This is a genomic window from Flagellimonas taeanensis, assembly GCF_003584105.1.
In the GTDB taxonomy this organism is placed as follows: Bacteria; Bacteroidota; Bacteroidia; order Flavobacteriales; family Flavobacteriaceae; genus Flagellimonas; species Flagellimonas taeanensis.
This window is the reverse complement of sequence record NZ_QXFO01000008.1, coordinates 37,484-57,177: the sequence shown is the minus strand read 5'-3', so window position 1 is coordinate 57,177 and position 19,694 is coordinate 37,484. Positions and strand designations below refer to the sequence as shown.

The following is a 19,694-nucleotide window of genomic DNA, read 5'->3' as shown; positions in this document are numbered from 1 at the left end:
ACTCCAATCACCAAATAACCCATTAACCCAATAACAAAGCATCAAATCCTGAAAAATATAACAAAAGCTTCCCGATCAAAAAGCAGGAAATCTTTACTTTTGGGACTCTCATAAAGACACACTACATGAAGACTATTGATGATTTTAATTTTGAAGGAAAAAAAGCATTGATCCGCGTTGATTTCAACGTGCCGCTGGACGGAAGTTTCAATGTCACGGACACTAGTAGGATAGAGTCCGCAAAGCCAACCATAGTTAAGATTTTGGAAGATGGTGGTTCCGCAGTGCTCATGAGCCACTTGGGGCGACCCAATGGCAAGGTGAACCCCGACATGTCCCTTTCCCATATTGCTGATACGGTTTCCGAAATCATCGGTGTCCAAGTGAAGTTCGCGAAGGACTGTGTGGGCCAAGTTGCCGAGGAAGCAGTGGCAAATCTTCAAGATGGAGAGGTGCTTCTGCTGGAAAACCTTCGTTTCCACGATGAGGAAGAAGCTGGCGACGAGGCCTTTTCCAAAGCACTGTCCCAATTGGGGGATATTTATGTGAACGACGCCTTTGGAACAGCACACCGCGCCCATGCATCCACGACTATTGTGGCTAAATTTTTCCCGGACCACAAATGCTTCGGATACCTGTTGGCCAAAGAGATAAAGGCAATCGATAAGGTGATGGCAACTGGGGAAAAGCCGGTAACCGCCATTTTGGGAGGATCTAAGGTATCTTCCAAAATCACCATCATCGAAAATATTTTGGACAAGGTGGACAACCTCATCATTGGTGGGGGAATGACCTATACCTTCGTCAAGGCAAACGGCGGAAAGGTGGGAGACTCCATTTGTGAGGATGACAAAATGGACTTGGCCCTCGACATCTTGAAAAAGGCCGAGGCCAAGAATGTAAAAGTGTACCTGCCCGTTGATGTTTTGGCAGCAGATGCCTTTGACAACAATGCCAAAACCCAGTTTGTGGATGTGGACAAAATCCCTGATGGATGGCAAGGGCTGGATGCAGGAACCAAAACCTTGGATATTTTCAAGCAGGTAATCCTAAACTCCAAGACCATTCTATGGAACGGTCCCGTAGGCGTTTTTGAAATGGAAAGCTTTGCCAAGGGGACTATAGCCATTGGAAATTTCATAGACGAGGCCACCAAAAATGGGGCATTCTCCCTCGTAGGCGGTGGTGACTCCGTTGCTGCTGTGAAACAATTCGGTTTCGAGGACAAGGTCAGTTATGTGTCCACAGGCGGAGGTGCGATGTTGGAAAGCCTTGAGGGCAGAACATTGCCAGGGATTGCTGCAATATTGGACTAAATTTTTCGTTAGGGATTATTGGGAAGAACCCAAGCAAAATCGGTTTTTTGGTCTGGAATTTCATTTTTTCGGAAAAAAAGCCCATTTTCGTTTGTCCCAAGAAAATCAAACCCTGTCCAAATGAGCCAAAAATTGAAAATTGCTGTCTGCGCAGCGTTGCTTTCCGCGACCCCATTTCTGTTTGCCCAAGAGTCGGATTCCATACCATCGGTAGAGCAGGACTCCATTGTCTTTCCTGATGAGGAGGCACCAGCGATCAAGATGTCCAACATTAAGATTGACGGTGAGTTTGTTGCCCTTGAGCAGAATGGTGAGGAAAAATTCCAACTGCAGGATCTCAAAGAGGCCAGAAGGTATGATAGTCTTTGGCTGAAAGAACTGCGCAATAGTGCGGACCTGTTCAGCGACATGCTCTTGGAAATACAGAATGGCCCCGGACAGGATTCCATTTTTGTAGTGGACCTTCCTACGGATACACTAAAGGCCCGCTTGGCACGAATGAACGAGAAGACTCCGTTCAACATCGTTTACCATCCTTCTTTGGAGAGTGTCATCAAATCCTTTTTGACCCGCAAAAGGGACCTGATGCAGCGCATGATGACGGCAAGTCAGTTCTACTTCCCATTGTTTGAGCAGGAACTGGACAACCAGAACATTCCATTGGAGATCAAATACCTCGCCATTATAGAATCTGCCCTTAATCCTAGGGCGCAGTCCCGAGTGGGGGCCAAAGGACTTTGGCAGTTTATGTACGGCACAGGAAAAATGTACGGCCTCGACGTGAGCAGTTATGTGGATGAACGTCATGATCCCATTATGGCGACCAAGGCGGCCAGTAAATACCTTTCCAAGCTCTATGATATTTTCAACGACTGGGACTTGGCACTTGCCGCATACAATTCCGGGCCCGGCAATGTGAACAAAGCCATTCGAAGGTCTGGCGGGTATGAGAACTATTGGAACATTCGCCCGTTCCTTCCACGTGAAACGGCGGGCTATCTTCCAGCGTTCTTGGCCACCATGTACATTTTTGAATATGCCGAAGACCACGGCCTTCAATATAAGAAAGCCGATAGACCTTATTTTGAAACGGACACGGTGCATGTCAAGAGCATGATCACCTTTGACCAAATCTCCAAATTGGTGGACATCAGCACCGAGGAACTCGAAATGCTGAATCCGGCCTATAAGCTCAATGTCATCCCAAAGGTAGAGGGGAAAAATTATACGTTGCGATTGCCAACCTCAAAAATAGGCAAGTTTGTGAGCAATGAGGAACAAATCTATGCCTTTGTGAAAAAGGAATTGGAATCCCAAAAGGAAACCATGCCCGAAATGGTCACAGCACAGGATCAGATCCGTTACAAAGTAAAAAGCGGGGATTATCTGGGCAAAATTGCCGAACGCTACGGTGTTGGGGTCAGTCAGATCAAAAGCTGGAACGGACTTCGCAGCAACAATCTCAGGATAGGCCAACGATTGACCATCTTCCCCAGAAAGCCCTATGTGGCCAGTAGCACTCCCAAACCCTCTTCCACAAGTGCTGCGGCCAGTGGGTCAAAAGTGCATACGGTACAGTCCGGGGACTCTCTTTGGACCATTTCAAAAAAATATCCTGGGGTTTCTGTTGAAAATTTACGAGAATGGAACGGTATTAGTGGCAATAACCTAAAACCAGGCACAAAACTTAAATTGTGCGATTGTTCTTCGTAAATTTAACACAAGATGAGAAAATTAGGGACACTATGCTTCGCCATGGCTTTATTGGCATTGGGAGCCTGTAAGGATACAGGCCCCAAGGAAAGATTTCTTCCCCCATCCACGGGAGGCGTAAACAGTTTGATGGTGGTGATGGACACCGAACTATGGAAGGGCCCCGTCGGCGATAAGATCAGGGACGAATTTGCCGCCCAAGTCATGGGACTTCCACAAAGGGAGCCCATATTCACCATCACCCAATTGCCCCCACAGGTATTTAAGGGAACTACTACCTACTCCAGATCGGTGCTCTTCGTGGAACAAGACTCCACCTCTTTGGCACATATTAAGGACGATGCCTATTCAAAACCCCAAAAAGTGGCCGTGGTCACCGGACCAACGGAAGAGATACTGATCCAAAACCTGGATTCGTTGGCACCTAGGGCCATAAAGGCCTTCAAACAAGTGGAGATCGCCGAGGCACAAAAACGATTTGGTCGTTCCCTGAGCGAGGACAAGGCATTGGAAGAAGAGTTTGGTATTCGCTTGAAGGTTCCATCGCTCTATAAGGTTGGTAAGCGGGAAAAGAATTTCGTTTGGATGGACATACAGATCCCCAAAGGGACCATGAACATCATTGCCTATGAAATGCCATGGGACAGTTTCAGGAACGATTCCACTTTTGTAGAAGATATTGTAAGGATGCGCGATTCCATTGGCCAGAAATATGTTCCCGGCCCCTACGAGAACACCTATATGATCACGGAAAAGGCCTTTGCACCCTATGTTTTCCCCGCAGAAATAGGAGGGAAGAAAGCCGTAGAGGTCAAGGGGATGTGGGAAATCCACGGATACCCGATGGCGGGCCCATTCCTTACCTATATCATCAATGATGAGGAAAACCAACGGAAAATGGTCTTGGAAGGTTTCACCTTTGCCCCATCCACCGAAAAGAGGGACTATATGTTTGAACTGGAGGCCATCCTAAGGACGGTTGACTTTGACCCCAAACCTGTTTCCAAGTAAGATAACCATCAAGATACAAAAGCAAAAAAGCCCGTACGCTATGTGTCGGGCTTTTTTGTTCTTTAAATGCTTAAGGTTGGTTAATCAAAGGCAAAGCCAGTAGCCATCCTGTAAACAAAGGCATAAAGCACGATGAAGAACATGACAAAGCTAAACCAAGCAAATACCTTAAAGTATTTTTCTATAACGATGTGCCCCAAGTTGCGGAACCCTTCCAAATAAATTTCTTTAACGAGTAATAGTTTTTTCATAAGTCAGATTTTAAGATTTAAAGACAAGGCAAAGTTTCAAATTCAGCGACTCGGATGAAAAACTAAGGGATGAAATGTCCAAAAAGAAAGACCAAAGTTATAGGTACAGGTCAGAACACCGTAAAGCACACATAATGATCGATATAATGCAGAACCGCCACGTACCGTTTAGCGAGAGAAGCATCCGATAAATTGCACAAAGGATAAAAAGAGGTCTGAAAAATGACGAAACCCGATTTAGAAAAGCGATTATTGGGACACGATGATGAACTCGGATCGACGATTGAGGCGATGTTTTTCAGGTGCACACCGGTGACCATCCGAACAGTTGTTCAACAAACGCTCTTCCCCATAACCAATGGCACTTTCAATCTGGGAAGAATCAACGCCCTGTGAAATAAGGTAATCCTTTGTGGAATTCGCCCGTTTGTCCGAAAGGTATTTATTGTAAGCCGCATTGCCTATGGCATCGGTGTGGGATTCAATTTTGATCACTAGGTTTTTATGTTGCTTCAATACGGCCACCAATTTATCCAGTTCTTGCGCGGCCCTGTACCTAATGCCAAAGCTGTCAAAATCAAAATGAATGGCTTCGGGGTCCAGGGACACCATATTTTTTTCCGTATCAATGATATCGTTCAGTACTTTGAGGGATGGATTGACCACAATGCCCTCATTGGTCTTGGTACTGGTGGTCCTACTATCGTCAAAATAGCCCTGCTTAGCCGTTTTTATGGTGTACTTGGTGTTGGGTGACAGATTTGGGAATATATAACCTCCAACGGCATTGCTGCTATATTCTGCAAGCAATGTTCCTTCACTGTCCAATAACTGCACGGTCGCATTTTCAAGGAGCTCCCCGGTCTGTACATCTTTTACCTCACCGGAAATGGCGTTGAGGTTCTCCGTTTGGACAAAGGAATAAATGTCATCGTCCCCCTTGCCCCCTTTTCGATTGGAAGCAAAATAGCCTTGCCGGCCAGAGGCGTCGATGATATAGGAAAAATCGTCCCGAATACTATTGATAGGTTCTCCCAAATTGACGGCAACACTAAAAATGCTGTTGGAAACATCCGAACGGTACACGTCCAGTCCGCCAAGGCCCATGGGCCTGTTCGATGAAAAATAAAGGGCATCCTCCGTAACATAAGGGAACATCTCCTTGGCATCCGTGTTGACGGTCCTTCCCAAGTTTTCGGGCTCGGAGAGCTCGCCGTTTTCAAGGATGTCGACCACATAGATGTCCGTTTCTCCATAACCGCCCGGTCTATCGGAAACGAAATACATTTTTTTGCCATCGGGGCTGATGGCCGGGTGGCCTGTGGAATAATTTTCACTGTTGAGCGGAAGTTCCTCGGCCTCTGTCCATTCATTATCCACCCATTTGGAGCGATAGATTTTGAGATGGTTCACCCCCTCTTTTCCACGTTTCAGTTTTTTACCATAGTTGTTTCGGGTGAAATAAATGGTTTTCTGGTCCGGAGTGAAGGCCACTGAGGCTTCATGGTACTTGGTGTTTATTTTTCGCGAAAACTTTTTGGGGCCAAAGAGCTCCCCTTCATCATTTTTCTTTTGGGCCACATAGAGGTCCAGAAAGGGTTGATTGTTCCAACGATACCTTCTAGTGGTCAGAAAAGAGGTGTCCCTTGCCGAGGCAAAAACAAGCTCTGAGGTTTTGTGGAACATGGGGGAGAAATCGGAATAGGGGGAATTTATGGACAGGTTTTTGATCTTGGTCAAAGAAGCACCTTTCCAAGTTGTAGGGTTGGCAGCTTTAGTAACTTGTTGCCTTCCGGTTCCTTTTAGGGTCTCGTTATATCGGAACTGAACGTCGTCAGGCACCTTTTCGGCATACCGGCTGTACAGTTGCTTGTACCATTTATTGGCTTTTTCCAGATTTCCACTGAAGTAATGGGAATCCCCGGCCTTGGAAAGCAGTTCCATACTGTGTTCCGCACCGTGCTGCGCTAGGACAAGGTCAAATATCCTGGCCGCTTCCGCATACCACATTTTTGAATAGTAGGCATTGCCCTGAGCGATCAACTTTTCCGTAATCCCCTTTTCGATGACATTGGGAGCAACATCACGGAAGGGTTTACTTTCCGATGAGTCAACATTGCTCTTATATGGAGCGTGGGAACTGGCCACAGTGGATGGGCCTTCGTTGGCATAGTCCATGAGGGTAGCCTCTTGGGACATGGCCCCAAAGGAAATCAATAAAAGAAAAAGCAAGATATGTCTTTTCATTACCGCTCCAGCTGCACAAATGGCATTGGCGCCATTTGGAGGTTAAGCAAGTGGGCTTAACGTTTGTTTCTGACCACTAAAGTAGAGCAAGAAAAGGGGGAGAATAACTTTTTGTTGTGAAAGGATGGTTTTTTGGCGTGTAATCCAATATAATGTGGTTCTTCATCGACAAGCCCCCAAAATATGAGGGCTTTATTGATGTAAAACCCGATAAGTCAAGAATAAAATTAGGAGTTTGATTCTTTGCTTCCGCCTTCCAATTTTTCCTCTTCCTTGGAAGCATCCTTGAATTCCTTTATGCCACTTCCTAGACCTCTCATAAGTTCAGGGATTTTTTTGCCCCCGAAGAGCAAAAGAACCACAACGACAATGAGTACGATCTGCCATGGGCCGAGCATACCTAGCAAAATAGTTTGAGCAATCATAACTTCAAAACCTTTAAATGAAAAGTAAAATTACTAAAAAGAAGTGGAAGAGCGCACCGGATTAACGAAAATTAGCAATTAAGAAGGCCTGTAGGAAATTGATACAAGGCTTTTTAAAAAGCTTAACACCAATATTAAAATCTAAGATTATCTTTGTTCTTATGGCAAAGGACAAAAAGAAAAGAAAGGAAATAAGGCGCAAGCTACTGCACAAGTACCGCTTGGTCATCCTCAACGAGAGCACCTTTGAGGAAAAGATTTCGTTCAAGCTGAGCAGGCTCAACGTTTTTGTCACGGGAACCTTGTTCATTATTGTACTGATAGGGCTCACCACCCTGATCATTGCCTTTACCCCGCTCAGGGAATACATTCCTGGATACTCTTCCACCAAATTGAAACGCCAGGCCACCGAGCTCACCTACAAAACCGATTCCTTGGTCACGGTCCTAAACTATACCAATCGGTATTTGGATAATGTCCGGATGGTTTTAAGAGGGGACATCGAGAACAACCAAGTGAACCGTGACTCCCTTTTTGAGCAGTATAAACTGGATCCGTCTACAGTAGACCTCACCCCTATTCGAGAAGACCTGCTCCTGCGCGAAGAAGTGGAGTTGGAGGATAAGTACAACCTGTTTGAACGGAACATCGAAAACTTGGGTACGTTGATGTTCTCGCCTATCACAGGGACCATGTCACAGGGCTTTGACATAAAAACGAAACACTTTGCAGTTGACCTGGTGGCACCAAAAGATACTCCGGTAAAATCCATTGCTGATGGCACGGTGCTCTTTGCCGAATGGACCTCGGAAACAGGATATGTCATCATCATTGAACATCAGGATGGTTTTACCTCGGTGTACAAGCACAACGGTTCCTTGACCAAATCACAGGGAGACCTGGTCAAAGCGGGGGAGGTCATTGCATCCATCGGGAACACGGGAGAGCTCACCACGGGTCCCCACCTGCATTTTGAACTTTGGAGAAAGGGAAAACCAGTAGACCCCCAGAACTATATCGACTTTGATTAGATGTCATTAAAAGCACAAGCCGCAAAGATTTTTGCCAGAAGGGTGGCCCGAAGGACCGCAAAATGGACCAAAAAACCTATTCAGGCCCAACAGAAAGTATTCTTCGACTTGATCGCCACGGCCAAGCAGACCCAATTTGGAAAGGACCATGGTTTTGACCACATACAATCCCATAGTGACTTTGTGAAAAAAGCACCTATCAGGGACTATGAGGCGCTGAAAACATATGTACAGAAAATCATTGACGGTGAAAACGATGTGCTATGGCCCGGCAAGCCCATCTATTTTGGCAAGACCTCGGGCACCACTTCCGGGGCCAAGTACATACCCATTACCAAGGAATCCATAAAATACCAAGTGCAGGCCTCTAGAAATGCCATTTTAAGCTATATCCACGAGACGGGCAACGCCGACTTTGTGGACGGTAAGATGATTTTTTTGCAAGGCAGTCCGGTATTGGAAGAAAAAGGGGGCATCAAACTGGGGCGACTTTCGGGAATATCGGCCCATTACGTTCCCAATTATCTGCAAAAGAACCGATTGCCCAGTTGGGAGACCAATTGCATAGAGGATTGGGAAACGAAGGTGGACAAGATTGTGGAAGAGACCGAACAACAAAACATGACGGTCATCGCAGGAATCCCCTCTTGGGTACAGATGTATTTTGAAAAACTCCACGCCAAGACCGGACAAAAAGTGGGCGAACTGTTCAAAGAGTTCCAGTTGTTCATCTACGGAGGGGTCAACTATGAACCCTACCGTGCCAAATTTGAAAACTTGATCGGCAGAAAAGTGGACAGTATAGAGCTGTTCCCGGCAAGTGAAGGGTTTTTTGCCTATCAGGATTCACAAAAGGAAAAAGGCATGCTCTTGCTTTTGGACTCGGGCATCTTCTATGAGTTCGTCAAAGCAGATGAATTTTTCACCGAAAATCCAAAAAGACTCACCATCGCTGAAGTGGAGCTCGATGTGGACTACGCCATGGTCATTTCCACCAATGCGGGACTTTGGGCCTATGACATCGGGGATACCGTTCGGTTTGTTTCCAAAGACCCTTATCGGATCATTGTTTCGGGAAGGATCAAGCATTTTATTTCAGCCTTTGGCGAGCATGTCATTGCCAAAGAAGTGGAAGAAGCCCTGAAATTGGCCGTGGACCAGACCGATGCTTTGGTCAACGAGTTCACTGTTGCCCCCCAGACCAATCCGGAAAATGGTGAATTGCCCTATCATGAATGGTTTATTGAATTTGAAAGGACACCTTCGGACATTTCCAAGTTTTCCAGCATCATGGAGGAAAGCATGAAAAAACAGAACAGCTACTATTACGACTTGATTATAGGAAATATTCTCCAGCCCTTGGTAATCACTTCCATCCAGCCTGGTGGTTTTCAGGAATACATGAAAACAGTGGGCAAATTGGGAGGCCAGAACAAGGTGCAGCGCCTCTCCAACGACCGTAAGGTTGCTGATGGATTACAGCCGTTTAAAATGAGATAGTTAGGAATTGACTTGCTATTAGGGGAATTCGTGTATTTTTGCCAGAACGAATGATGGCTACACAAGTAAAACAGACCACAAGGGCACAAGAGTCCACCAACGCCATAGAGCGCCTGTACATCACCATGCGCCATTTGCTCAACCGTGGGTTCTACAAACCTTCGGGAGTTTCCGGAAATGCGCTGAGGACTGCTCTGCTCCTTTTACGGCCAGAAATTTATGGCACCGTTGCCGAGGACAAGGCCGAGTTGAACGGCTTGGTCTATGTGTTGGAACGATTGCCCGAAGGCATAGAAGAATGCCGTTTCATCAATCTGACTTCGGATGAAGGTTTTTCCAAATCACATTTAAAGCCCATTGTACCGCCCAAGCGGAGAAGAAACTGCTACCGTATCGACAATGAGCAGATGAACATTGAGATAACCCGTGGCAGGAGCGACATTTACGACATCCTTACCCACCTTACCTTTTTGTTCATCGAATCTGGAAAAATATGCCGAAGGGTATTGGTGGAAGACGGCAATGCCACGATACGGGATTGGGACAAGTTGACCGAGTTTGTGCTGAAGGAAGAAAAAGGGGACGACCAACGAGAGGTCGCCATGATTCATGTGGCGAACATTTTGGGAAGGACCTTTGATGAGGTAGGCGACATCCAAGAAAAGCTCAAGACCCCCGAAGATCCCGACCGTTTTTTGAACGTGATCTATTGGTTGGGCAAACTGGCCATAGAAGAAGAGACTACAGGAAACAAAAGGACCATTACATTCAGTCCATTATTGCGTGAACGATTGGGGCACCACATCCATGGGGAGCGCTGGGCCGATAAGATAAAGCAGACCCTTAAGGACAACAATCTGTTGCAAAGACCATTGCATATCATAAGTGCGAATATGCACAGCGTGATGAACTCCCTGTTCGCAAAAAAGGCATTGGCCAAGGAGTTCCCCGAAGCCGATTCATTAAAGATCTATGAGGCCCTGAGTTCGGAAAAGAACAAAAACCTCAACAAAAAAGTAAAGGATCTGGCCGAGAAAAACGGAATGGTTTTTTTGGACGACCAATCTGGGACCAATATCGACGTACAGATATTCGACACGGCCAAATTTGGAAATGGAAGTTGCTGTTATGAACTGCCCAAAGGAATGCCAGAGGAAGAAAAACCCGTTATATTTGTGATGGACTATGCCTTTGGGGAACAGGCCTATGAAACCATAGATGAGCTGTTGAAGCCACTCGAGGAAGGTGCGGAAAAGTATTTCTTGAACGTGGACTCGGTCTCCATCATGGGCAAGGCAGGTATTCTGGAAGGAGGCAAGGGGGATTTGATGATACCTTCGGCCCATATTTTTGAGGGTACGGCGGACAACTATCCGTTCAACAATGAGCTAAGTGCCGCTGATTTTCAAGGGCAAGGCCTTAAGGTGATGGAGGGGACCATGGTGACCGTTTTAGGGACCTCCTTGCAGAACAAGGACATCCTCCGGTTCTTTTACGAATCCACATGGAATGTGATAGGGTTGGAAATGGAAGGGGTGCACTACCAAAAGGCAGTGCAATCTGCATCTCAGATACGCAAGAGCATCAAAGAAGGAGTGAAGGTAAGGTATGCGTACTATGCTTCGGACAACCCTTTGGAAACAGGTAGCACCCTGGCCTCGGGAGGTTTGGGAACAACAGGGGTAAAACCCACATATTTGATCACGGACAGGATTTTAAAACAAATATTCAATTCATAGCTATATGGCAGACCAACCCACAAAACAGAGCACATCGGACGAAATAGATTTGGGACAACTGTTTCAGGTGATCGGTAGGGGCTTTCAGAAGTTCTTCAATTTTATAGGGAGTATTTTCAAGGGTATTTTCCATGCGGTGCTGCTCTTTCTCTTATTTATCCAAAAAAACATCATAGTACTAGGCATCGCTATCATAGTAGGAGGGATTGGAGGATATTTACTGGACATGATCACTCCTGACAGGTATGTTTCCAAAATGGTGGTCGAGCCAAACTTCAACAGTGTACAACAGTTGTACAACAATATTTCATTTTACAATGATTTAGCAGATGCCAAGGATTCTGTGGCATTGGCCACGGCATTGAATATTACAGAGCATGAAGCGGCCAGCATAAAAGAAATTTTTGTTGATTCTTATTCGGACGAAAACCAAAAGATAAGACTGTTCGATGAATTTATCCGGGAACTGGACACCACCACCCAAAAAACCATAGACCTTGAAAACTATTTGAAAAACTTCAATTCGTTGGACGCGAGGTTTCACCAAATATCGGTCATCAGTATAGATAATAGGGTGGCCAAAAAATTGCAACCCGCCGTTATAGGCTCCATTTCGGTAAACGACTACTTTAAGTTGCAGAAAAAAATCAACGATGAAAACCTTGCCCTTCAGGATACCATCTATAGAAATCAATTGGCAGAAATAGACTCACTTCAAAGCTTATATCGAACGGTACTTGTCAAAGAGGCGGACAAGCCCATGCAAGGGACCAGCATCAATATGGGAGAGGGTGGAAAAAGCAACAATAGGGAGCTCGCCTTGGTACAAGAAAAGGACATCTTGAAGGAAAAATTGGTAGAGTTGAACGAAGAACGTGCCAATAAATCAACAATCATTAATGTGATCAGTGATTTTCCCACAAGAGGAGTGCAACAGAAGGGAATCTGGAAAAGTTACAAGTTTAAAATGCCTATTTTGTTATTGGCCTTGGCCTTGGGAATACTTGGCATACTTGAGCTGAACCGATTTTTGAAAACGTACAACAAAGAATAGCCCATAATTTGTTTGAACCAAAAAAGCCTTGGTCCGAATTTTGAAAGCGCCACTTCATGAAAAGGATTCTTGTAACTGGATCGGCGGGCCAAATGGGCCAGACCCTCAGGGAGCTTGCTCCTTTTGTAAAGGATACGTTTTTTGATTTTAGGGATTCATCCGAGTTGGACATTACCGACCAAGAAGTGATCAATAGCATTTTTCAAACGGGGAACTATGACTATTGCATCAATTGTGCCGCTTACACCAATGTGGAACAGGCGGAGAAGACTCCAGAACCCGCTTTTGCAGTAAATGCTGAAGGGATCAAAAATTTGGTGAGCGCTTGTAAGGAGCATGGGGTTGTTTTAATCCACGTCTCAAGCGATTATGTGTTTGATGGCACAAAAGAAGGCCCATATACCGTTGAAGATGAAACCAACCCAATCAACGAATATGGAAAGTCCAAACTCAAAGGAGAACAGTATATCCGACAGATATGGCCCAACCACTATATTATCCGGACATCTTGGCTGTATAGTAAAAAGTACGGTCATAATTTTTATAGGACCATTGTAAAAAAAGCATCGGAAGGGCAAGATCTTCATATCACGGATGAACAAATAGGGTGCCCTACAAATACGGAATCCTTAGCTAGCTATATCATCAAAAACCTCTTATCTGGCGAAAAGTCTTTCGGTACCTATCATGTCACCGATGGCAAGCCCATGACCTGGTATGATTTCGCCGAGCTAATTCTGAAAGAAAACGGCCTGTCAGACAAGGTGAACATTGTTTTGGATAGGAATTATCGTACTTTCGCAAAAAGGCCAAGGAACAGCGTTCTTTCTTGAACACACAAAAGTTACGGAATGTTTTTGGCCATTTTACAAGAGGTGAAAATGAAAAAAAGCACCCCCAAAAGCATTTTAATCACAGGAGGAGCAGGCTTTATAGGCTCCCATGTAGTAAGGCGCTTTGTAAACAGCTATCCGTACTACCATACCTATAACCTTGATGCCCTGACCTATGCGGGCAATCTGGAAAACTTAAAAGACGTGCAGGAGGCCCGAAACTATTCCTTTGTCAAAGGGGATATTGTGGATACCGACTTCATCAACCACCTTTTTTCCCAAACCAAGTTTGATGGCGTGATCCATTTGGCCGCAGAATCCCATGTGGATCGTTCCATTTCCAATCCATTGTCCTTTGTAAGGGCGAATGTGCTTGGCACCGTAAACTTGCTGAATGCTTCATTGAGTGCCGCAAAGGACAACCCAAGTTTCAAGTTCTATCATATTAGCACAGATGAAGTGTATGGCACTTTGGGCGATACAGGTCTTTTTACGGAAATGACTCCTTATAGTCCGAATTCCCCATACTCTGCCTCCAAGGCAAGCTCGGACCATTTTGTGAGGGCCTATGGGGAAACCTATGATTTGCCCTTTGTGATTTCCAATTGCTCCAACAATTATGGCCCCAACCATTTTCCCGAGAAGCTGATTCCTCTTTTCATCAATAACATCATCAATAATAGACCTTTGCCCGTATATGGCGATGGAAACTATACCCGTGATTGGTTGTATGTGAAAGACCACGCCGAGGCCATTGATTTGATATTCCACAAAGGGAAAAATGGGGAAACCTACAACATTGGAGGTTTTAACGAGTGGAAGAACATCGATCTGACAAAACTATTGTGCCGTTTGATGGACAAAAAGCTCAATAGAATGAAGGGAACATCGGAAAAACTGATCACTTTTGTAAAAGATCGTCCCGGACACGATTTGCGATATGCCATAGATGCTTCCAAGATCAATAGGGAATTGGGCTGGAAACCGTCCGTGACCTTCGAGGAAGGCTTGGAACGCACCATTGATTGGTATTTGGACAACCAAGAATGGCTGGACCATGTCACTTCTGGGGATTATACATTGTACTATCAGAAACAATATCAACCGTAGAGCAGTATGAAAGGAATCATTTTGGCAGGGGGAACCGGCAGCAGACTGCACCCATTGACCCTTTCGGTGAGCAAACAATTGATGCCCATCTATGACAAGCCTATGATTTATTACCCGCTGTCTACCCTTATGTATGCGGGAATCCAAGAAATACTTATCATTTCCACCCCAAAGGACCTCCCACTGTTCCAAGAATTGTTGGGCGATGGCCAAAAGTATGGCTGTTCGTTTTCCTATGCTGTCCAAGAAGACCCAAACGGATTGGCAGAGGCCTTTATCATTGGTGAGAAGTTTATCGGGCACGACAAAGTGGCGTTGGTACTTGGTGACAATATCTTTTATGGAACCGGACTGTCCAAGCTGTTACAATCCAACAATGATCCGGATGGAGGAATTATCTATGCCTATAGGGTGAATGATCCCAAGCGATATGGTGTGGTGGAGTTTGATGTCGAAGGAAAGGCCATCAGCATAGAGGAAAAACCCGAAAGCCCTAAGAGCAATTACGTGGTGCCAGGCATCTATTTTTATGACAACGAGGTGGTTTCCATAGCCAAAAGCATACAACCAAGTGCAAGAGGAGAGTTGGAAATAACGGATGTCAACAAGGAATACTTGAAAAGAGGCAAGCTTAATGTGAGTATTCTCGATCAAGGAACGGCTTGGTTGGATACCGGCACGTTCCAGGCCCTGATGCAGGCCTCACAATTTGTTGAGGTAATCGAGGAACGCCAAGGCGTGGTCATAGGAGCAATAGAAGTGGCAGCCTATGAGATGGGCTACATCAGCAAAGAACAATTTAAGGAATTGGCCCAACCACTGCTAAAAAGTGGATATGGCAACCGCCTTTTGGGCATTTTGAACAAAGAGGTATGATCAAGGCAACGGAGACTAAGCTTAAAGGTTGTTTTATTTTGGAGCCCACCATATTCGAGGACGAAAGGGGTTATTTCTTTGAAAGTTATAACCACAAGAATTTCTGCGAAGCCATTGGAAGAGAGGTGAATTTTGTACAGGACAATCAATCTTTTTCAAAGAAAGGAGTGCTTCGCGGCCTCCATTTTCAAAAAGGAGAACATGCACAGGCAAAATTGGTTTCAGTGTTTCAAGGAAAGATTCAAGATGTGGCGGTTGATATGCGTAAAGATTCCCCCACTTTTGGCCAGCACATATCGATTGAATTAAGCGATACAAACAAAAAACAGCTTTTTGTTCCAAAGGGGTTTGCCCACGGTTTTTTAACGCTGAGTGAATCTGCCCAAGTGTTTTATAAGTGTGACAATTGCTATAATCCCGAGGCAGAGAGTGGGATTCGATATGATGATGTTTCCTTGGGAATTGATTGGGAAATAGGCCCTAATGGTTTGATGCTTTCGGAAAAGGACAAAGGATTAGTGGGTTTTAAAAACTATGCGGTTTGAGTTTGCCCGACAATTATTTAAGAGTGGAGATTGTTTTTGATTTTATATGGTGGCATATTTAAAAAGACTTAAAGTTTTCTTGAAAAAGGAACAGCTTTCATAAGCTATGGTCAAAATGTCATAAGGAGAAAATTTTATTGACACCACATGAAGGATATTATGTCAGGATAAAAACAGAAGAGTTCAAAAATTAATTATAAGCATTGATTTTTATCCCAAAGGAGGATATTTGTTCTAGATTTGTTTTTGTATTTGAAAATACAATGTTAAACATACATGTAATATGAAAAACAAAATGGATGTCACATAAAATCCTAAGGAAAAAAGAATAGACATTTATTTAGAAATTCGAATTCAACAAGGAAAAAAATTAGTTAAAAACCCTTCTTTTCAATTTTTTTTTGAAAAACCAAATAGTAACTTTTATCTTTTTTTGGCTTGGCCAAATGGCTTTTTTTGCATTGAATTTTATTTCATCGCAAGAATTGGAAATCGCTCAATATGGATTATATAATATCATTTTGGCTGTTATAATGTTTGGAATGAGATTTATGGAAGTCGGAATAGGAGACTATTATGTTATTGAAGGAGAGGTACGGATTTTGAATACAATCTTTAAGGTCAATCTGATAAAAGGACTCATAATATCAATAGGACTTTTATTGTCAAGCTTTTTTTTTGATCCATTCTATGGAACCTCTGATTTGTTTGGTCCGATAGCAATTTCTTCCATAATTTTTGTGCTTGAACCATTAAAAAACCCTATGGTTTATGAATTGTACAAGAAAAGACAGATGGCCAGAATCGTTCTTATAGAGAAAGGCAGTTATTTGTTGGGTCTGATGGCGGGTATTGGATTAATGATTCACTTTAAGAGTATTTGGGCATTGGTTTTTGCTTATATCTTATATTTTGTGATTCAGACCGTTGTCAGCTATTTTTTTATACCTGTTCATAATTTAAAGGGATTTGACAAGAAATACGCCAAGAATCTTATTCATTTCTCAAAGCAAATACTAGGATTTATTTTGCTAACTTATTTTATTAGACAAGGATTGGATTTGGTTGTTCCAAAACTGATTGGTATAGAATCCTTTGCCGTTTATGCCTTCACTTTTTTAATAGGGATTTCACCTACAAATTTTTTGATTTATCCCTTGAATAAATTGATTTATCCCGTGTATGCGGCCCAAAAGGAAATGAAAGAAAGCCTATCGTTGGTTTTTAACAAAATAGTACAGGAAACAGGGGTTTTGCTAACACTGTTTTCTTTACTGATTTATTTCACCGCACCTGTTTTTCTTAAAAAGATAAACCACATAGAATTGTTGGAAATGGAACTGTTACAATATATTCTGGTGTATGGGGTACTTAGGGGTGTGACTGCGAATTTGGGTGTTATCTATAGGAATTTGGCAGAGCAAAAAACGTATAATAGGATTTTAATTTTAGAAGCCGTTGTACTATTCCTACTTTTGCCAATCATAGGCCACTCCCCAACAGGGATAATATTCGCCTTGGGAATAGCTTTATTGGTTCATTTGACTACTGGATTGATTTATCTTAAACAAAGGGTTAGGATAGATTATAAAGGGTTAGGATTTAGTTTTTTGACGTGCTTTTTGCTGCTTTTGATTGAGCTTGCACTACATAATGCCATTGAAAATGCATACGTGTTAATACTTTTGAACATAGTATTATTGGGATGGGTTTTGTTGAGATTTATGAGATCGATGAAAAAATATTTTTAAAATGAGAACTACTGATTTAATAAAAAAAACTTCAAGATACCTTCTTAGGGAAGCCAAATACATTGTCAGTGGGAAACCATATTTTCTAAACTACCCGACTGCCACATTGTGCAACCATAAATGTGTAATGTGCAATATCCACGAAATTAAACAACGGGATGAGGTTTCGATTAAGGGTTTGGATGAAATATTATCAGACCCCCTATTTGATAACATTGAATCCATAGGACTAAGTGGTGGGGAGCCTTTCATGAAAAAGGATTTGGTGGAGGTAATAGCTGTTTTGGTATCAAAGCTAAAAAGCCTTCAACATTTTTCGATAAACAGTAATGGCCAGCTTCCAAATCGGATTAAAGAATGGTTACCTGAAATAAAAAAACTTTGTGAGCAAAACAAAGTACAGTTCAATATGGTTTTGAGCATGGATGGGGTTGGAGAAATACACAATGAAGTAAGGGGAAGACCAAATGCATGGGGCCAATTGGAGTCATCATTTGGCCACATAAAGGGCAATGGGATGGTCCCAAGTATATTGATGACAATTCATAAAAGGAACTATCAAGATGTTTTTAATGTTTACGCTTATAGTCTAAGCAACGGAATTGTACCCTACTTTGGTGTGGCAACTGTTATTGAAAGGCTTGGAAATGAACACATACACGATCAGTTTGCCATTTCCCAAAAGGATAGATATTACATATGGGAGTTCTATCAGAATTTATCCAGGGATAAAAGATTTGGGATAAACAAACGCATATGGTATGATATGCTCAGTTATCAAATGCTGTATGGCCTACAAAGAAAGGCTAGCTGTGTTGCAAAGAACAAGGGTGTCTATCTCAGTGATAGCGGAAAAATTTCCTATTGTGGAGTATATGACAAAGAACTCCAAAAGTTTGATCACCCAACACTGTTAAAAAGATTTTTGGATAAACGAAATGATATAGGGATTCGCCAGAAAATGATTGATAAGCATTGCAATTCATGTATGCATGACTATCAAAGCAAACCTACTTCAAAAGACATTTATCGGTATTTTATAAATCAATATAACCTTCCCCAGGCCAAAAGAGTTCTCCGAGGTGAGATTTACAGAAGATTTAACTCAAAAAACAATCTTGAAAACAAGAAAGTTAAGGTTAAAAATATTTTATTGTACGGTTGGTTTGGGACCGAAACCATTGGGGACAAAGCTATTTATGGTGAAATTATCAGGTATTTTAAGGAATATTTTGATCAAGATGTCCACTTTACCATTGCAAGTAATATGAGGGCATATACCGAACGCACTCTCATAGAATTAAACCTTGAAAAAAATGATATAAAAATATTGACAATAGATGAAATAAAAGGACAAGTGGGCAATCATGACCTTTTTGTCTATTGTGGCGGACCAATCATGGGTTATTCCGATTTATACGATCATTATGAGATTGTCAATAAAGCCAATCGATTGGGAAAATATACCATGATCTATGGGGCAGGCTTCAGTCCAATCAAAAAAGCCCTATATAAAAAAGTTGCCCTGTCAATGATAGAGCAAAATGACCTTGTGGTTTTAAGGGACAGTGAAAGCCTGGAAACCGTGAATAAAGGATTGGGAGGAGAAAGATCGTTAAGGACCAACATAATTGATCCCGCATATATATGGGCCATGAACCAAAAAGCAGCAGGGCCAAAGACAGAAGTGCCCACGCTGGGAATTTCCTTCAGAGTGTTTCCGAATGACAACTTTTTGGGCTGTACCATCCATGAATCTTTGAACCGAAGAATTGAGGCCTACATTAAAATCGCAAATGAGTTCATTCAAGAAAATGACGGGCATGTTGTTCTTGTACCCATGAACTCCTATCATGTAGGGGGAGACGACAGGAAGGCCTTATATTTAATATATCAAGGCATAGAAAATAAAGAAAAGGCAAGCCTGTTAAGTGGATATTATTCTCCAAAGGAGACCTTGGAACACTTTGCCACGTGCCACTATTTCATTGGAATGAGGTTTCATTCAAGTGTTTTTGCCAATGCCTTGACAATCCCCACCGTAGGGGTTGAATACGTGTTGCCTAAGGGAAAAGTGACCCATTTGTACAATAAGTTGGGGTTGGGTGAAAACCTAATCAACATCAAGAATTTGGATTATGGAATTTTAAAAGAGAAATTAAATTATATAATTGAAAATAAAGAGAAAATAAAACTGCAGCTAAAGCAACTTAATAAGCAATTCCTTGAGGAGTATGAGAGTACCCTCAAAACCCATATCGATAGGATGTTGGACAAATAGGAAAATATTAA

16 protein-coding genes are annotated in these 19,694 nt (G+C 43.0%); 13 read left to right on the top strand and 3 right to left on the bottom strand.

Translation table 11 applies throughout. From position 1 onward, the window contains the following. Positions 1 to 125 precede the first annotated feature (125 nt). The 3 genes from D2V93_RS02525 to D2V93_RS02515 all read left to right on the top strand — a co-directional run bounded on the left by D2V93_RS02525 (position 126) and on the right by D2V93_RS02515 (position 4,040). Positions 126 to 1,316: a phosphoglycerate kinase gene (locus D2V93_RS02525; protein ID WP_119618265.1), complete on the top strand. Its 1,191-nt coding sequence runs from the start codon at positions 126 to 128 to the stop codon at positions 1,314 to 1,316. Positions 1,317 to 1,436: 120 nt separating this feature from the next. Continuing rightward, positions 1,437 to 3,029, top strand: a complete 1,593-nt coding sequence (locus D2V93_RS02520; RefSeq protein WP_119618264.1) for a lytic transglycosylase domain-containing protein — start codon at positions 1,437 to 1,439, stop codon at positions 3,027 to 3,029. 12 nt (positions 3,030 to 3,041) lie between these two features. Next, positions 3,042 to 4,040: a DUF4837 family protein gene (locus D2V93_RS02515; protein ID WP_119618263.1), complete on the top strand. Its 999-nt coding sequence runs from the start codon at positions 3,042 to 3,044 to the stop codon at positions 4,038 to 4,040. A gap of 80 nt (positions 4,041 to 4,120) precedes the next feature. Here D2V93_RS02515 and D2V93_RS18590 read toward each other — a convergent pair whose 3' ends face one another. From D2V93_RS18590 to tatA, 3 genes are all read right to left on the bottom strand, one after another. Next, positions 4,121 to 4,291: a DUF6747 family protein gene (locus D2V93_RS18590; protein WP_177190005.1), complete on the bottom strand. Its 171-nt coding sequence runs from the start codon at positions 4,289 to 4,291 to the stop codon at positions 4,121 to 4,123. Positions 4,292 to 4,540: 249 nt separating this feature from the next. Further along, positions 4,541 to 6,538, bottom strand: a complete 1,998-nt coding sequence (locus D2V93_RS18940) for an OmpA family protein (RefSeq protein ID WP_182849923.1) — start codon at positions 6,536 to 6,538, stop codon at positions 4,541 to 4,543. 227 nt (positions 6,539 to 6,765) lie between these two features. After that, on the bottom strand, positions 6,766 to 6,963 hold the full coding sequence (gene tatA, locus D2V93_RS02505) for a twin-arginine translocase TatA/TatE family subunit (RefSeq protein ID WP_072876511.1): 198 nt from the start codon (positions 6,961 to 6,963) through the stop codon (positions 6,766 to 6,768). Between the two features lie 161 nt (positions 6,964 to 7,124). Between tatA and D2V93_RS02500 the strand changes: the two genes are divergently transcribed. The 10 genes from D2V93_RS02500 to D2V93_RS02455 all read left to right on the top strand — a co-directional run bounded on the left by D2V93_RS02500 (position 7,125) and on the right by D2V93_RS02455 (position 19,683). Beyond that, positions 7,125 to 7,994 carry a M23 family metallopeptidase gene (locus D2V93_RS02500; RefSeq protein WP_072876513.1) on the top strand — a complete coding sequence of 290 codons (870 nt, stop codon included), beginning with the start codon at positions 7,125 to 7,127 and terminating at the stop codon, positions 7,992 to 7,994. Then, positions 7,995 to 9,494, top strand: a complete 1,500-nt coding sequence (locus tag D2V93_RS02495; protein ID WP_119618262.1) for a GH3 auxin-responsive promoter family protein — start codon at positions 7,995 to 7,997, stop codon at positions 9,492 to 9,494. Between the two features lie 50 nt (positions 9,495 to 9,544). Beyond that, positions 9,545 to 11,233, top strand: coding sequence for a DUF6909 family protein (locus D2V93_RS02490; protein WP_119618261.1), 1,689 nt, complete (start codon positions 9,545 to 9,547; stop codon positions 11,231 to 11,233). Positions 11,234 to 11,237: 4 nt separating this feature from the next. After that, a complete protein-coding gene (locus tag D2V93_RS02485; RefSeq protein WP_119618260.1) occupies positions 11,238 to 12,287 on the top strand; it encodes a hypothetical protein in 1,050 nt (349 codons plus the stop codon). A 56-nt stretch (positions 12,288 to 12,343) separates the two neighbouring features. Beyond that, on the top strand, positions 12,344 to 13,120 hold the full coding sequence (gene rfbD / locus D2V93_RS02480) for a dTDP-4-dehydrorhamnose reductase (protein WP_119618259.1): 777 nt from the start codon (positions 12,344 to 12,346) through the stop codon (positions 13,118 to 13,120). 48 nt (positions 13,121 to 13,168) lie between these two features. Then, positions 13,169 to 14,230, top strand: coding sequence for a dTDP-glucose 4,6-dehydratase (rfbB, locus tag D2V93_RS02475; protein ID WP_119618375.1), 1,062 nt, complete (start codon positions 13,169 to 13,171; stop codon positions 14,228 to 14,230). Positions 14,231 to 14,236: 6 nt separating this feature from the next. After that, on the top strand, positions 14,237 to 15,106 hold the full coding sequence (gene rfbA / locus D2V93_RS02470) for a glucose-1-phosphate thymidylyltransferase RfbA (protein ID WP_119618258.1): 870 nt from the start codon (positions 14,237 to 14,239) through the stop codon (positions 15,104 to 15,106). After that, on the top strand, positions 15,103 to 15,651 hold the full coding sequence (gene rfbC / locus D2V93_RS02465) for a dTDP-4-dehydrorhamnose 3,5-epimerase (RefSeq protein ID WP_119618257.1): 549 nt from the start codon (positions 15,103 to 15,105) through the stop codon (positions 15,649 to 15,651). Before rfbA ends, rfbC begins: the two co-directional genes overlap by 4 nt. 401 nt (positions 15,652 to 16,052) lie before the next feature. Further along, positions 16,053 to 17,402 carry an oligosaccharide flippase family protein gene (locus D2V93_RS02460; RefSeq protein ID WP_119618256.1) on the top strand — a complete coding sequence of 450 codons (1,350 nt, stop codon included), beginning with the start codon at positions 16,053 to 16,055 and terminating at the stop codon, positions 17,400 to 17,402. Position 17,403: 1 nt separating this feature from the next. Beyond that, on the top strand, positions 17,404 to 19,683 hold the full coding sequence (locus D2V93_RS02455; RefSeq protein ID WP_119618255.1) for a polysaccharide pyruvyl transferase family protein: 2,280 nt from the start codon (positions 17,404 to 17,406) through the stop codon (positions 19,681 to 19,683). Positions 19,684 to 19,694: the final 11 nt, after the last annotated feature.